Below are 17,368 nucleotides of genomic sequence, written 5' to 3'. Positions count from 1 at the left end.
GCTCATGGCTGCTCCTGGGCCGGGTTCCTACTTGCCTGGCCAGGATATTGTGTAAGCAGCGGAGCAAAATAGGCCTGGCTGACGGTAAACAAGTTGATTCCCTGTGCCTGGAGTAATGCCTGCATGCGCTCGCAGCCATACTGGTGGTGTCCGCCATTTTCCATGCCATCCTTGAAGTACAGATTGACAAAACCAGACACAAAAGTGTCGGTCAGGCGTTGTTTCCAGTCATCAAATGACAGTGGCTCCAAATGGCTGCCTAACTGGTTCAGCCATTGATAAATCGTATTCACTGGCACGCTGGCCGAAGACACCAAATGCCAGGTGTGGTTTGCCAGTGGTGCATCACGCATGACCGCCAGTACCGCTTGCGCCACCCAATCTACTGGCACCATGTTTACCTGCAGGCTGGCATGTGGGTAGGCCTGAACTGACAGACACGCCCGGTAAAACTTGAGGAAAGCATCATCATTGATGAATGGCTGCGCTTGTTGGGCCCAGGTAATGGTGGAGGGCCGCAGGATATTGACCGGCACTCCGGCTGCCCGGGCCTGACGAAGCAGGATTTCAGCCATGATTTTGGATTGCTCGTAAGTCAGTGACAACCCTTTCCAGTCAGCAATGTCTACGGCTTCCGCCACAGGTTCGGGTGCACCTTCAGGCAAAGCATGGTGGATGGCAATGGTGGAAATATAGGCAATCGGCTTGACCCGGACATGGCTTGCCAAGGCAATGATATTGGCCACGCCCTGCACATTGGTCGGAAAGAGCTGGCTCAACGGATCCATCAGATTAATCATGGATGCATTGTGTAAAATATAATCCACTCCTGTGGCCAATCCGGTATAGCATGCGGGCTCCAGCCCTAGGTATTCCTCATCAACTGCACCGCAATACACGCGGATGCGCTCCTCGGCATGTGCTGGCCAGGCTGGCGCTCCCTTGTCAATGGCGGCTTGCCGCAGTCGGGTCAGACCCTCTGTCGCATTGGGTGCCCGCACTAGGCATGCCACGCACCAAGTTGTATGCCGCAGCAAGGTGGCCAGCAAGTGGCTACCCAAATAACCGGTCGCACCTGTCAGCAACACGGTTGGCGTGACAGCCGGCGAGGAGGGCAATGGTTGCGCGTTTTCCAGCGGCATCAAGGCTTGCCGGGCCATTGCCGTCAGGTCAATGCCGTCCAGCCATTGTGTCTTGGCATGGTCAGCCTGGCCCAGTGCAGCAGCCATGCTGGCAAACCGAGGGTGAGAGAAAATTAGCTCAATCGTGGCCGGATAGCCTTGCGCCAGCAGTGCGCTCAGCAACTGAATGGCCGATAAGCTGCTGCCGCCTTTATGGAAAAAATCGTCCTGACGGTTAATCTGCTGGCACGCCAGCACGGATTGCCAAGCCTTGGCTAGATCCTGTTCGAGAGCAATGTCATGTGGTGGCTCGACGGCGTGTTCTCCCCCCTCCTGCATCATCAGCTCGCGGACAACTGCCGCCCGGTCTACTTTGCCATTGCTGCTGACCGGTAAGTGATCCAGCAATAACAGCGGGCGAGGCAACATATATTCAGGTAATTGCTGGGCCAACTGCTGTTGATAGCTGGCCAGCAATGCCGGCATGGCATCAGCCGATGCCGGGCTATCAGGAACCAGCACAGCACCCAGGCTGGGTGGATTGCCATATACCCCGGCCACGCCGCGACGGATGCCCGGCAAGCTGTCCAGTGCGGCTTCGATCTCACCCAACTCGATACGATAGCCGCGAATCTTGACCTGATGATCTTCCCTGCCCAGGATTTCCAGCACGCCATTAGCGTGGCAACGTCCCATGTCTCCCGAGCGGTACAGCCGTTCGCCGCTGGCTGGATGCTGGATGAAACGTTCACGGGTGCGTGCTTCATCACCTACATAGCCCTGCGCCAGCCCGCTGCCGCCGATATACATTTCACCTGCTACTCCATCCGGGCACATCTCCAGTTGGGTGTTGAGCACATGAATGCGATGATTGGTCAGTGGCGTGCCATAGGGAATACTTACTGCATCATCTGGCACATCACCAATCGGGTGGCTTACGCACCAGATGGCGGTTTCGGTTGGCCCACCCAGGCTGATGACCTGGGCTGCCGGGCAACACTGGCGGATGCGTGCCGGCAGTGGTAGCGGAATCCAGTCACCGGACAGCATTACCGTGCGCAGGGAGCTCAACTGCCGTTCTGGCAGCCATTCCAGCCAAGTCGACAGCATTTGCATTTGCGCTGGCACCGAATTCCACAGGCTGACGGCGTGTGCTTCAATCAGCGTGACCCAGTGTTCCGGGTCGCTGCGTTGGCTGGCGTCGGGCAGAATCAGCGCAGCCCCTGCCGAAAGCGCACCAAAAATATCCCATACCGACAGATCAAAGCTGAAGCTGGCCAGCCCGAGCACCCGGTCGTCCGCCGCTACGGCAAAGCGGCGATTGATGTCTGCTACCGTGTTCCAGGCCGCCATATGGCTGAGCATCACCCCCTTTGGCCGCCCAGTAGTGCCTGAAGTAAACAGGATATACGCCGTGCGATCGTGGCTGTCATCCAGGGTGTGTAGCTGCTGGGCAAGCGTGACAGCGACATCTGCCATCACCTGATTGCGGTGTTCGCCCAGTGGTATGAAGTTCGGTAAATCCAGCCGCTGGCAATCTGCCGGTACGGGGTCTGTCAGCGTGCGGGGTGCCAGTAGATAAGTTACGCCAGCGTCTTCCAGAATGCGCTGCCGCCGTGCCTTCGGCTGATCGGGTTCAATTGGCACATAGCTGCACTCATGGCAGAGCACACCAAGAATGGCGGCAATCTGCCCGGCACTTTTTTCTGCCACAATCGCCACGCGCGCGCCTGGCGGGCAAGCCGCGTCAGCCAGCAACTGGCGCACACGCAATGCCCAGTCTGCCAGTTCCAGATAACTGGGGTTGGCATCACTGGCGGCAATCGCCAGAGAATCGGGCTGACTCAAGGCCCGCTGACAAAACCCCGTGTGTAAAAAGCGCGGCTCCAGAGGGGCGTGGGTGTGGTTGACTTGTTCGCGCCGCGCCAGCGTCTCGGCAGACAAGCTGACCGGGGAACGCGACTGCCAGAGCGTATCGTCATTCGCTAATTCATTCAGCAAATGCTCCAGCGCTGCAAATGCCTGTTCCATCACACCAGGCAGAAACACCCCCTGGCGAATGTCCCACTCCACTACCAGGTCGCCCTTGCGCTCGGTGGTCTGGCAATCCAGCCACACCTGTGGTGTCTGGGTGATTCCGAACACCAATTCAGAATCAGCCATGAAACCCTGCTGCTGCAAGCGCGCATCGCTCACTCCCAGCGTGCTGGTGTATACCACGGGTGCCAGCACCTTACCCGCCTGGCGCTGACTTAGCTCACGCAGTACATCAATGCCATTGAATTCGGCATGTTCCATGTCTTCCCACAGACGCTGCTGCAATTGGCTGGCCCGTTGGACAAACCCCAGATTGGCATCTGGATCGACGGCCAGCACATTAACCGCAATAAAATCACCTACCACATCACGGATATGGGGGTAGTCCGCTGACCGGTTGAGCAAGGTCAGGTTGAGACAAAAGGCCGGGCGACGTGACCAACGGCTGACCACCTCGGCAAATGCAGCCAGCACCACGCTGGAAGGGGTCAGTCGTTGCGCATTGGCTCTGGCGGACAGTACTCGCCATTGCGCCGCTGGTAAATGAAAGCCCAGTCGGGTAAAGCGCACGGGGATTTCCGACATCCCCTGGCGGCGTGGCAGCAGTGGCAGCTCAGGTGCGCCAGGCATGTGTGCAAGACGCTCAGACCAATACTGCTGGTCTGCTTCGCGACGCTCTTGTCTGACAGGATCGTGTTGTTGTGCCTGGCGTGCGCGCATCACATCGCGAAAGGTCAGTGGCAATGCGGGGAGCGGCTGCTCTGGGTGCTCACATAACTGGGCCAGTTCGCCCAGCAGAATCTGGATGCTGGCAAAGTCAGCAATCAGCAAATCAATAGAAAAATGTAGGATAGCACCGGCATCCAGCTGGCTCAGACGCACGTCGAATAGAGGCCAGCGCTGGGGCTCATAGCAGCGGTGCGACATTTCGTTGCGCAGCGCTGTCCAGCGGCGGGTTTGTTCCTCATTGTTCAGGCCGCGCCAGTTGGCTACTTGCAACGCAGGTAAGGTGACCTCGCGCTGGACCTGTTGACGGGCATCTGGCAAAAATACCGCCCGCAACATGTCATGGCGCTCAACCAGTTGCCGCCATGCCCAGGCCAGACGATCCGGATCAAGCTCAGGCAAGCGCAATTCGATATAGCTGTGGCAGCCAACCCCACCCAGTTCGTAAGCGCTATTGCGCCCCACCAGGTAGGCCAGCTGCAAGTCGGTCACTTCAAACGGCAGATAGCGTCCAGCCTCATCATGCCGGGTCAACGCATCGCGTGCGCATAAATGCGCCAGCAATGCCTCCTTATGCTCGCGTAGCCGCTCCCGCAGCGCGTCGGTCAGTACACCCGCCGCTGCCTTGAAACGCAGTTGCCCACCTTCGGCCCACAAGGTCACTCCCAGGGAAGACAGTTCGGCCAGCAAAGTTGAAATTTTCATACAGATCCTTCCTCATAAACCGTGCATGCATCGCTGAGCTGGCGTTTGTCTCCACCAAGGCTCTGCCATTGCTCGCGAATGACCTCGCTCAGCGCTGCCAGCGTAGACGCCGAAAACAAGGTGCGCAGTGGAATTGGTAGCGGACTGATGCGTTCGGTATGCAGCAATTGCACCAGTCGGGTGGCCGTCAGGCTGTCGCCGCCCTTCAGGAAAAAATCATCATCACGGAACGGCGCAGAAACAGACAGCACCCGTTGCCAGACTTCTGCCACCTGTTGCTCCAGAGCGTCGCATGGTGCTTCACCCTCCAATTCCTGCATCGCCCCCTGCGCTGCCAGCAAATCCTGCAACTGCTTGCGGTCCACCTTGCCATTGCCACTTAACGGCAATGCCTCCAGCAGCAGCCACTGGCTGGGCAGCATGTATTCCGGCACCCATTGGCGCAAACCCGCCTGCACCTCTGCCACCGTCAGCGCCTCACTGACCTGCAGCGCCGCAGCCAGTACCGGAGGCTGTCCCAGCGTCAATGCCACCGCTCGCGTCACACCCGGCAACTTGATCAGTGCGCTTTCAATCTCGCCCAGCTCAATCCGGTGGCCTCGCACTTTCACCTGATGATCCTGCCGACCCAGAAACTCCAGTACACCACCAGGCCAGTAACGACCCCGGTCACCCGTCCGATACCAGCGTTGCCCCTGGGCATCGGTCACAAACTTTTGTGCCGTCAACGCCGGGTCGGCACAATACCCTTGTGCCAGACCTGTACCACCGATCCACAACTCACCAGCCACCCAATCAGGGCAATCCATCCCCAGTGGATCCACCACTCGGTAACACTGATTGTCCAGGGGATAGCCATAGGGAATCGATACCCAATGCGCCGGCAAAGGCAGCGTCACATCAAACACATTCGACCAAATGGCTGCTTCGGTTGCCCCTCCCATGGCAATCAGTTGAGCCTGGCCCTGTGTGGCCTGCGCCAGACGCTCAGGTAAATCCAGACCGATCCAGTCGCCAGACACCATGGCATGCCGCAAGGGAAGCAACGTCCCCTGGCTGGCAATCAGCAGCATATCCAGCAGAACCGGCACACTGTTCCATAGCGTCACCTGATGGCGCTGTACCGCCTGCGACCAGCGCAATGCATCACGACGCTCGGCCTCATCCAGCACCACCAAACGTCCTCCCACCCCCAGCAAGCCAAAGATGTCATACACGGACAAATCAAAATCCAGCGCTGAAACTGCCAGGCCGCAATCCGCCGAGCTAATCGCATAGCGTCGCTGCAGTGCATCCAGCGTATTGGTGGCCGCCTGATGGGTGACCTCCACCCCCTTGGGCTCACCCGTGGATCCCGACGTAAAGATGATGTAGGCCAACTGCTCAGGTGATACGGCCAAAGGCGTGGTCAGTGGTGCGCACTGGCTAGCCTGATCCAGCGTCAGATACTGGCAGTCTGGCACCGGCATCAGCGGCAAATCTGCTACCAGGGCATGACGAATACTGGCCGTGGCATGAATTCGGGCTTGTCGTGCCAGTGGTTGGGTGGGCGAGACGGGGACATAGCAGCCGCCAGCGGCCAGCACTCCGAGAACAGCAGCCACCTGGCCGACGCCGCGTGGCATGGACACTGCCACCCGATCCGTTGGCTGCACGCCGGCGTCGATCAGCAGGCGTGCGATACGGTGGGCCTGGTCGGCCAATTGGCCATAGCTGACATCCTGCTCTGGTGCGTGCAAGGCAATACGCTCGGGATGCTGCACGGCCTGCTGGAAGATGGGCAGGTGCAGCGTCCGTGGCCGGTACTCGTGATGGCTGTGATTGACCTGGTTGCGTGCCTGTTGTTGAGCGGATGGCAGCGGCAGGGTGAGCGGGGCATGCCAGTCATGCGCCTGCCATTGCATCAGTGTATCGCTGAGACTGGCAAACATCGCATCCAGCACGCCTTCCGGGAACAACGCGTCCACTGCATCCCAACTGATCAACAAGGCACCACGGTGCTCGTACATCTGGTGGTCAAGCCAGACCTGTGGCGTTTCCGAGACTCCACCGCTTACCAGCTCAGGAAAACCGGATACAGGCTGGTCAAATAGGTCGTCGGCCATACCCAGCGTGCTGGTGAACACCACAGGCAGCGCTGCCGATGTAAGCCCACTGTGACGGGCCTGTTCGCGCTGTACCCAGATCGACGAGCACTCGCGATGCTCCAGCGCATCGGCCACGGTTTGCTGCAAGGCGTGCGCCTGACTCAAGGTGCTGGCAGTTTCGGCGGGTTGATACGCTACCGGGACCAGAGATGTGAAATCACCCACAATCCGGGTCATTTCGGCGTGTACTGGTGGGCGGTCAAACACCGTCATATTCAGCGTGATCGCCTGGTTGCCACTCCAGCGGCTGAGTACTTCGGCATAAACCAGCAACACCAGCATGGATGGGGTCAACCCCTCGCGCGGCGCTGATTCACGCAATGCTTGCCAGTGTGGGGCAGGAAGGGTGATTGTCCTGCGGGAAAATACCGGATGCTTGAGTGTGGCCGGGTCACGTGCCAGCGGTAGTGCCGGGGCGGGCGGCAAGTCGGCCAACCGTTCGCGCCAGTAGGCTTGTGCTCTGGCCATGGCCTGTTCGTCCGGCTGCACCTGACTGACATAGTCACGGAATGACAATGTCAGCGCTGGCCACATCATCTCTGGTTGCTGATAGAGGCTCGCCCACTCATTCAGCAACAGCTTGATACTGAAACCATCCAGCATCATGTAATCCAGCACCACTGCCAGTCGGCAACGCTGTGCATAGTAGCAAGCGTACATGTGGCATGTGGCGGTATCTGTTGGCGCATTTGCCATAGCCTGCCAGCGTTGCTGGATGTACGCCTGCGCCTGGGGCAAGCTGTCATGCTGTGAAACCTGGATGATGACGGGAGGCAACTCCGATCGGATGCGCTGCTGCCCATCAGCCAGCACCTCTGCCCGCAGCATCTCATGCCGGGCCACCAATTGGTCCCATGCCTTCCCCAGTCGCGCCAGATCCAGTTCGCTGCCATCCAGCTCCACCAGATAATGCGTGCCACAATTCAATGGCAAGCCCGGCGACTGCCCCATCCAGTAGGCCCGCTGCACTTCTGTCAGCGGAAACGGCAAGTGTCGCACCTGTGGGGCCGGTTCAATCTGGCGAACGCACTGTCTGGATTCGCTCTGGCGCAGGCCAGCGGCAAACCCTGCCAGCACCGGTTGGGCAAACAGCCAGCGCAGCGGCTGATCTGCCTCCAGTCCCTCCTGGCGCAAGGCTGCCACCACCTGTGTGGCCAGCAAGCTGTCGCCGCCCAATGCAAAGAAACTATCATGGCGATGAATGGATTCCAGCTTCAACACCTGTTGCCAGATAGCCGCCACGCTGGCCTCTACCCCAGGCAATGGTGCTTCACCCTCCAATTCCTGCATCGCCCCCTGCGCTGCCAGCAAATCCTGCAACTGCTTGCGGTCCACCTTGCCATTGCCACTTAACGGCAATGCCTCCAGCAGCAGCCACTGGCTGGGCAGCATGTATTCCGGCACCCACTGGCGCAAACCCGCCTGCACCTCTGCCACCGTCAGCGCCTCACTGACCTGCAGCGCCGCAGCCAGTACCGGAGGCTGTCCCAGCGTCAATGCCACCGCTCGCGTCACACCCGGCAACTTGATCAGTGCGCTTTCAATCTCGCCCAGCTCAATCCGGTGGCCTCGCACTTTCACCTGATGATCCTGCCGACCCAGAAACTCCAGTACACCACCAGGCCAGTAACGACCCCGGTCACCCGTCCGATACCAGCGTTGCCCCTGGGCATCGGTCACAAACTTTTGTGCCGTCAACGCCGGGTCGGCACAATACCCTTGTGCCAGACCTGTACCACCGATCCACAACTCACCAGCCACCCAATCAGGGCAATCCATCCCCAGTGGATCCACCACTCGGTAACACTGATTGTCCAGGGGATAGCCATAGGGAATCGATACCCAATGCGCCGGCAAAGGCAGCGTCACATCAAACACATTCGACCAAATGGCTGCTTCGGTTGCCCCTCCCATGGCAATCAGTTGAGCCTGGCCCTGTGTGGCCTGCGCCAGACGCTCAGGTAAATCCAGACCGATCCAGTCGCCAGACACCATGGCATGCCGCAAGGGAAGCAACGTCCCCTGGCTGGCAATCAGCAGCATATCCAGCAGAACCGGCACACTGTTCCATAGCGTCACCTGATGGCGCTGTACCGCCTGCGACCAGCGCAATGCATCACGACGCTCGGCCTCATCCAGCACCACCAAACGTCCTCCCACCCCCAGCAAGCCAAAGATGTCATACACGGACAAATCAAAATCCAGCGCTGAAACTGCCAGGCCGCAATCCGCCGAGCTAATCGCATAGCGTCGCTGCAGTGCATCCAGCGTATTGGTGGCCGCCTGATGGGTGACCTCCACCCCCTTGGGCTCACCCGTGGATCCCGACGTAAAGATGATGTAGGCCAACTGCTCAGGTGATACGGCCAAAGGCGTGGTCAGTGGTGCGCACTGGCTAGCCTGATCCAGCGTCAGATACTGGCAGTCTGGCACCGGCGTCAGCGGCAAATCTGCTACCAGGGCATGACGAATACTGGCCGTGGCATGAATTCGGGCTTGTCGTGCCAGTGGTTGGGTGGGCGAGACGGGGACATAGCAGCCGCCAGCGGCCAGCACTCCGAGAACAGCAGCCACCTGGCCGACGCCGCGTGGCATGGACACTGCCACCCGATCCGTCGGCTGCACGCCGGCGTCGATCAGCAGGCGTGCGATACGGTGGGCCTGGTCAGCCAATTGGCCATAGCTGACATCCTGCTCTGGTGCGTGCAAGGCAATACGCTCGGGATGCTGCACGGCCTGCTGGAAGATGGGCAGGTGCAGCGTCCGTGGCCGGTACTCGTGATGGCTGTGATTGACCTGGTTGCGTGCCTGTTGTTGAGCGGATGGCAGCGGCAGGGTGAGCGGGGCATGCCAGTTACTCTCCTGTAATTGTTCGAGTAAGGTGCGATAGGCGGTAAACATCGCATCCAGCATACCGTCAGGAAACAAGGCATCCACGGCGTCCCATGACAACTCCAGTTCGCCATTGAATTCGTAGAGCTGATGATCAAGCCAGACTTGTGGCGTTTCGGACAAACCACCACTGACAAATTCAGGGAAGCCTGGCGGCGTGTGCTCAAACAGGCCATCTCCCATGCCTAGCGTGCTGGTGAACACCACAGGCAGCGCTGCTGCTTGTGGGCCAAGCGTTCTGGCGCGTTCGCGCTGTACCCAGATCGACGAGCATTCGCGATGCTCTAGCGCACTAGCCAGCGTATCTTGTAACTGCTGTAACTGCGTCAATACCGGCAGTGCGCTGGCCGGTTGGCAGACCACGGGTGTTAGCGAGGTAAAATCACCGGCGATATCCATGACTTCGGGATGTGCCGGTTGACGGTCAAACAAGGTCAGGTTGACGGTTAGTGGACGGTTGCCGCTCCATTGCGCCAAAATCTGGCTGTAGGCAAATAGCAATAGGATGGATGGCGTCAGATTATGTTCGCGGCAGCGTGCGCGCAATGTTGTCCAGTTAGAGGCTGACAAACGCATGCTGCGCCGGCAAAACTCGGGTGCCTCCAGGGAGGCCGGGTCACGTGCCAGCGGTAGTGCCGGGGCGGGCGGCAAGTCGGCCAACCGTTCGCGCCAGTAGGCTTGTGCTCTGGCCATGGCCTGTTCGTCCGGCTGCACCTGATTGACATAGTCGCGGAATGACAATGTTAGCGCCGGCCATGCTTGCGTTGATGCGGTATAGATCTGTGCCCATTGCTGCAAGATCAGTTTGATGCTGAAACCATCCAGTGTCAGGTAGTTGAAGAACACACCGATCCGATAACGCGTGCCGGCGTAAGGCGCTACGTAAATATGCTGTAACGGCGCATGTTCCAGAACACTCATGTGTCGGCGCATAATCCATTGTGCATGTAGGCAGGCCTGTGCCATCTCGGCGCTGGCATGCTCGGGAACCTCAAGGGTTTGCAGGCTGACGGGAGGCAACTCCGATCGGATACGCTGCTGCCCATCAGCCAGTACCTCTGCCCGCAGCATCTCATGCCGGGCCACCAATTGGTCCCATGCCTTCCCCAGTCGCGCCAGATCCAGTTCGCTGCCATCCAGCTCCACCAGATAATGCGTGCCACAATTCAATGGCAAGCCCGGCGACTGCCCCATCCAGTAGGCCCGCTGCACTTCTGTCAGCGGAAACGGCAAGTGCCGCACCTGTGGGGCCGGTTCAATCTGGCGAACGCACTGTCTGGATTCGCTCTGGCGCAGGCCAGCGGCAAACCCTGCCAGCACCGGTTGGGCAAACAGCCAGCGCAGCGGCTGATCTGCCTCCAGTCCCTCCTGGCGCAAGGCTGCCACCACCTGTGTGGCCAGCAAGCTGTCGCCGCCTAATGCAAAGAAACTATCATGGCGATGAATGGATTCCAGCTTCAACACCTGTTGCCAGATAGCCGCCACGCTGGCCTCTACCCCAGGCAATGGTGCTTCACCCTCCAATTCCTGCATCGCCCCCTGCGCTGCCAGCAAATCCTGCAACTGCTTGCGGTCCACCTTGCCATTGCCACTTAACGGCAATGCCTCCAGCAGCAGCCACTGGCTGGGCATCATGTATTCCGGCACCCACTGGCGCAAACCCGCCTGCACCTCTGCCACCGTCAGCGCCTCACTGACCTGCAGCGCCGCAGCCAGTACCGGAGGCTGTCCCAGCGTCAATGCCACCGCTCGCGTCACACCCGGCAACTTGATCAGTGCGCTTTCAATCTCGCCCAGCTCAATCCGGTGGCCTCGCACTTTCACCTGATGATCCTGCCGACCCAGAAACTCCAGTACACCACCAGGCCAGTAACGACCCCGGTCACCCGTCCGATACCAGCGTTGCCCCTGGGCATCGGTCACAAACTTTTGTGCCGTCAACGCCGGGTCGGCACAATACCCTCGTGCCAGACCTGTACCACCGATCCACAACTCACCAGCCACCCAATCAGGGCAATCCATCCCCAGTGGATCCACCACTCGGTAACACTGATTGTCCAGGGGATAGCCATAGGGAATCGATACCCAATGCGCCGGCAAAGGCAGCGTCACATCAAACACATTCGACCAAATGGCTGCTTCGGTTGCCCCTCCCATGGCAATCAGTTGAGCCTGGCCCTGTGTGGCCTGCGCCAGACGCTCAGGTAAATCCAGACCGATCCAGTCGCCAGACACCATGGCATGCCGCAAGGGAAGCAACGTCCCCTGGCTGGCAATCAGCAGCATATCCAGCAGAACCGGCACACTGTTCCATAGCGTCACCTGATGGCGCTGTACCGCCTGCGACCAGCGCAATGCATCACGACGCTCGGCCTCATCCAGCACCACCAAACGTCCTCCCACCCCCAGCAAGCCAAAGATGTCATACACGGACAAATCAAAATCCAGCGCTGAAACTGCCAGGCCGCAATCCGCCGAGCTAATCGCATAGCGTCGCTGCAGTGCATCCAGCGTATTGGTGGCCGCCTGATGGGTGACCTCCACCCCCTTGGGCTCACCCGTGGATCCCGACGTAAAGATGATGTAGGCCAACTGCTCAGGTGATACGGCCAAAGGCGTGGTCAGTGGTGCGCACTGGCTAGCCTGATCCAGCGTCAGATACTGGCAGTCTGGCACCGGCATCAGCGGCAAATCTGCTACCAGGGCATGACGAATACTGGCCGTGGCATGAATTCGGGCTTGTCGTGCCAGTGGTTGGGTGGGCGAGACGGGGACATAGCAGCCGCCAGCGGCCAGCACTCCGAGAACAGCAGCCACCTGGCCGACGCCGCGTGGCATGGACACTGCCACCCGATCCGTCGGCTGCACGCCGGCGTCGATCAGCAGGCGTGCGATACGGTGGGCCTGGTCGGCCAATTGGCCATAGCTGACATCCTGCTCTGGTGCGTGCAAGGCAATACGCTCGGGATGCTGCACGGCCTGCTGGAAGATGGGCAGGTGCAGCGTCCGTGGCCGGTACTCGTGATAGCTGTGATTGACCTGGTTGCGTGCCTGTTGTTGAGCGGATGGCAGCGGCAGGGTGAGCGGGGCATGCCAGTTCGTGTGCGGATTAGCCAGTGCAGTGATCAGTTGGCTGTAGGCCGCAAACATATCGTCGATCAGCCCTTCCGGGAACAGGCTGTCCACGCTGTCCCAAGCGAGGAGTAAACCTTGATCCAGCTCGTAGATTTGGTGGTCGAGCCAGACCTGTGGGGTTTGCGAAATCATGTGGTGCAGGCACCCGAGGGTGGCCTGGGTAGCTGGATCGAGCAGTGGAGTGCCCAGATTGCAGGCAAACACCACGGGGGCCACAACCCCCTCGGTGTGACGTACGCGCGCCAAGTCGCGCTGTACCCGCACGGCACTGTAGCTGGCGTGGGCGACATCCTGATGGAATTGCTGTTGTAGGCGAATCACGCGCTGGGCAAAGCTGGCCGGGGTGCGGCAATCACATTCGAGTAGCAGTAGGTTAGTGAAGTCGGCGACCACTTCTTCGATTCCGGCATGGGCGGTATTGCGGTCAAACAGGGGGACGTTCAGCACAAAGTGGCTGTCATGGCTCCAGCGGGCCAGCACTTCGGCGTAGATTGCCGCCAGCGTCATGGCCGGGGTGACTCGCAAGCTGGCCGCTTGTTGGCGCAGATGGCTCCATTGTTCTGGAGACAGGGTCATCTGACGGCGGATGAAGGTGGGGGGGGTCTGCTCGGCTGTGGTGCAGGTGGGCAAGCTGGGACCCAGCGGTAAATTGTCTAGCCGTGCATGCCAATAAGCCATGGCCTGGCTGTTTGATGACTGTTGGCGTTCGTGTCGCAGGTAGTGGCCAAAGTGCCAGTCTGGATTGCTGGACAAGTCCTTGCCAGAATAGGCTCGGGCCAGGTCGCGCAAGACGATATTTAGGCTTTGGACATCGGCCACCAGCAAGTCAATATCCAGATGCAGCCGGCAGTGACCATCGGGCAACAAGCTCAGGGTGAGCCCCATCACCTGCCCTTGGGTGACATCAAGTCGACGGTGTGACAGACGGTTGCGAACAAGACCCAGCGCGTGCTCGCACGCCTGCAAATCCAGCGCCTGCAGGTCGTTGATTTCCAGTTGTGGTGGTGCAACGGTGTCAGGGATCCACTGCTGGCCTTCGGCAGTAAACCGAGCTCGCAACATGGGGTGGTGGACAAGCAGGGTGTGCCATGCCTGATTCAGCCGTTCAGCATTCAGCCACTGTCCGTCAATTTCTAGGTAGGCGTGGCAGCCCACGCCACCTAGCCACTGTTCATCTCCTCGGCCTACCCAGTAGCTGTATTGCACATCGGTCAGGTCAAATGGTGTTTGGCGATCGGCTGTTGCCATGCTAACAGTTGCAAGTGCTGGCAAGGAAGGCTGCTGGGCAGCATGCTGGATCAGTGCCAGCCAGGCTTGCAGGGATGGCTGTTCAATCAGCGCCGCAAAGGTCAGGGCGAGCCCAGTTTTACGCCATTGGCTGACCATGCGCATGATGTGCAGCGAGTCCAGCCCTTGCTCAATCAGATTATCTTGCACTTCCAGGCCGGGATGGCTGGCTGGAAGCCACGATTGCACATAGGCGCGTAGTGACGCCAACGTCCAGTCATGCGGACTGGGCAGAGAGGAATGAGATGGGTGGGAGGTTACTGACATGTCGAGATCTCGCAAGAAAAATCACTGCCTGCGGCGTGATGAGTAGGGCGCGCCACCAGATAACGGGCAATACAACTGAGTTTTTCAATGGTTTCTTCCAGCTCACGCGCTGGACGAGACTGGTCGACGATACCGGCACCGGCCTGTAACCAGCAGTGACCATTTTGTTGATACAGGCTTCGTAAAACCAAGGCAGCGTCTAGCGTGCCATTGGCGTCAAGATGCATGATGCAGCCGCTGTATGCGCCACGTGGCTGGCCTTCATACTGGGCAATGGCGCGCAGTGACGGCTGCTTGGGAATGCCGGATGCTGTCACGGCAGGAAACAGTGCGGCAAAGGCATGCCAGGCGCTCAGTTCATCGCGCAACTGGCCATGCACCCGCGAGGCTAGGTGTTGTACCGATCCTCGGCGCAACACCTGCATGAATTGGGGCACATGCACTGAACCTTCGATGCAGATGCTGCCCAGTTCCTCGCAAGCCAGCTTGACTGAGACGGCGTGCTCGGCAATTTCCTTGGTGTCGTTGAGCAGTTCCTTACGCAGTTCTGCTTCGTGCTGGGCGTCTCGGCCCAGTGAGCGGGTTCCGGCCAACGGCTGGGTGCTCACTTGCCGCTGGGCACTGACTTCCACGACCGTTTCTGGACTGAAGCCCAGTAGCTGTACGGAGGGCAGTTGCACCAAAAAAGAACGTGCCGGGGTATTGTGCTGGCGCCCCAGCCGATAACTGGCCGGTAGATCAACAGGCACGGGCACGCTGACTTGTCTGGACAGGATGATTTTCTGGTAATTTCCGGCCTGGATATCAGCAACAGCCTTGGCAACTTGCTGCTGGTAATGCTCGGCGTTCTGGCTGGATACCTCGGCAAGCACCAGTGGTGATACCGCTGTATCTTGCGGGTTGCGCAACGTGGTCTGACTGCGTTGCACCCACTGCTGCAGCATGGGTAGTGCATCAGCATCCAGGCTGCGAATCAGCACTGACCCTGGCGAGATTCGCAACTCATGCTGGGGAATGAACAACTGCAGCAAAGGCTGCATGGGGTCCAGCGCCACGCCGGTTTGATGGAACAGATGTGCCAGTTCGAACTGACCTAACCCATAGAGGCGCCAATCGCGCAACGGAATGCGCTGGCATACGGCATGGAGCTGTTCAGGGCTGGGCGGGCCAGGGTAGCGCCATGATTCTCCCGCCTGCTGATACATCACTACATCGGGGAGGGCCGTCAGGGTGGCCGCCGTATCCAGGGCAAGCAGGCAGGTGTCACCCTGTTCGTACAGCACATAGGTGTTGGCCATGGTGGTGCTGGCCAATTGAGTGGCCAACGACCAGACATCACTGTCAATCGGGCAGTCGATTTCGTGGTAGCCAGGTGGAGTGCCCTGTGGTTGAGCGTAGGCCTGGGTTGCCCATTGCGCCAACTGGCGCTTGTCAATCTTGCCCACCGACGTCAGTGGCCAAGATCTGACGCACAGCAACTGATCTGGCTGCTTGTAACGGGGAAAACCTTTGGCCTGCAGTGCATGCTGGATTTCGCCCAGTGAGGGTGGTTCGCCATCGGCAATCATACACAGGCAACTGCGCTCACCTAGGCTGTCGTCAGCGACGCCAACTAGCGTGCACTGGCTCATGCCAGGGTAACCACTCAACGCATCTTCTACTTCGGCGCTGGCAATTTTTTCACCCGCTCGGTTGATTTGCTCCTTGATGCGCCCTTCCACTACCAGATTACCTTCAGGCGTGCGCCACACCCAGTCGCCGGAACGATAAAAGCCATCGGCAGTGAAACTCAGCGCATTGTGCGCAGCGGCGCGGTAATAGCCCTGGATAGTGTAAGGGCCGCGAACCTGCAATTCTCCGCATTCACCTTCCTGCACCGGAAGGCCCGTGTCCGGGTCAACAATCCGCACTTCATCCAGTGGTGAAATTGCCCGGCCCTGGGTATGAAGCACCTGCTGGAGTGGGTCATTCAGTCGGGTGCAACAAATCAGCCCTTCGGCCATACCAAACACTTGTTGCAACTGGCAACCCAGCGCTGGTGTGATGGCCGCGGCTAGCCCGCGATCTAGCCGGGAGCCACCGACTTGCAGCACTTCCAGGCTGGACAGATCGCTATTGTCCCATTCGCGAGCACTGACCCATAGTTGGACCAATGGCGGCACCAGCGCTGTCAAAGTAACCCGCTCGCGGGCGATCAGCGGAAATGTCTCATCAAAACCTGGCGTGCGCGCCATGACGACGCAGCCGCCTGCTTGCCAGACTCCCAGCAGGCCGGGGCAAGACAAGGGGAAGTTATGGGCAACCGGCAGGGCGGCCAGGTATACCGTCTGTGAATTGACTCCACTACACTGCGCCATAGTTTGCGCGTTGTACAGATAGTCGGCATGGGTGCGCGGAATCAGCTTTGGGGTGCCTGTTGTGCCGCCAGAAAGCAAGAGCAGGGCCGGTGAAAATGGGTCAGGTTCAGGCCAATCTGCTGCAGCTGGCGGCGCGGGAGCAAAGCAGGAAAATGGGTCAAGTCCGGCATCGAGCAAGAACACCTGCACGGCTGGATGCTGGGCACTGACCTCGTCCGCCAAGGGGCGATAATCAAAGCCAAGAAAACGGGTCGGAGCAATATATGCCACCGGTTCAGCCAGATGACACAGCGCCTGGATATCATGGCTGCGTTGCGATGGCATGGCCAGAATCGGCCAGGCACCCAGACGGAACAGGGCAAAACATACGCTGACAAACGCCAGGCTGTTGGGCAGTTGCACCAGCACCCGGTCGCCCTGGGTAATTCCAAGCGCATGCAGGCTGGCGCTCAAGCGGTCAACTTGCTGATCCAGCGCTTGATAACTGATGCGCTGTTCACCATCCACCACGGCAATGCGCGAGGCAAACCGGCTGGCCCAGTCGCGCAGTTGCTGGCCTAGCGTCTGCTGTTGCCAGTAACCTGCCTGCTGGTAGCGTTGAACATGCTCGGGAGGAAACGGAATAAATGCATACTCGTCCATGGTGGGGCCTTGTCCGTGGCTGACAAGCTGATCGGCCTGCCCAGCCTGAGCA

General features: G+C 59.4%; 3 protein-coding genes. All 3 read right to left on the bottom strand.

The genetic code is table 11. The annotated features are described in order from the left end of the window. Nucleotides 1-2: 2 nt before the first annotated feature. The 3 genes from BXU06_RS11750 to BXU06_RS18495 all read right to left on the bottom strand — a co-directional run bounded on the left by BXU06_RS11750 (nt 3) and on the right by BXU06_RS18495 (nt 17,316). Nucleotides 3-4,589, bottom strand: coding sequence for a non-ribosomal peptide synthetase (locus BXU06_RS11750; protein WP_077299746.1), 4,587 nt, complete (start codon nt 4,587-4,589; stop codon nt 3-5). Then, complete coding sequence (locus tag BXU06_RS11745) at nt 4,586-14,239, bottom strand: non-ribosomal peptide synthetase (protein WP_171982207.1); 9,654 nt, start codon at nt 14,237-14,239, stop codon at nt 4,586-4,588. The genes BXU06_RS11750 and BXU06_RS11745 overlap by 4 nt, the downstream gene beginning before the upstream one ends. Nucleotides 14,240-14,307: 68 nt before the next feature. After that, nucleotides 14,308-17,316, bottom strand: a complete 3,009-nt coding sequence (locus BXU06_RS18495) for a salicylate synthase (protein WP_077299742.1) — start codon at nt 17,314-17,316, stop codon at nt 14,308-14,310. Nucleotides 17,317-17,368 lie beyond the last annotated feature (52 nt).

It is taken from the genome of Aquaspirillum sp. LM1 (genome assembly GCF_002002905.1).
Taxonomy (GTDB): domain Bacteria; phylum Pseudomonadota; class Gammaproteobacteria; order Burkholderiales; family Aquaspirillaceae; genus Rivihabitans.
The sequence above is the reverse complement of the archived record's forward strand: the minus strand, read 5'-3'. Positions and strand labels throughout refer to the sequence as shown.

Coding starts and splice junctions, on each gene's coding strand:
- BXU06_RS11750 (WP_077299746.1), bottom strand. CDS start 4,589: ATGAAAATTTCAACTTTGCTGGCCGAACTGTCTTCCCTGGGAGTGACC.
- BXU06_RS18495 (WP_077299742.1), bottom strand. CDS start 17,316: ATGGACGAGTATGCATTTATTCCGTTTCCTCCCGAGCATGTTCAACGC.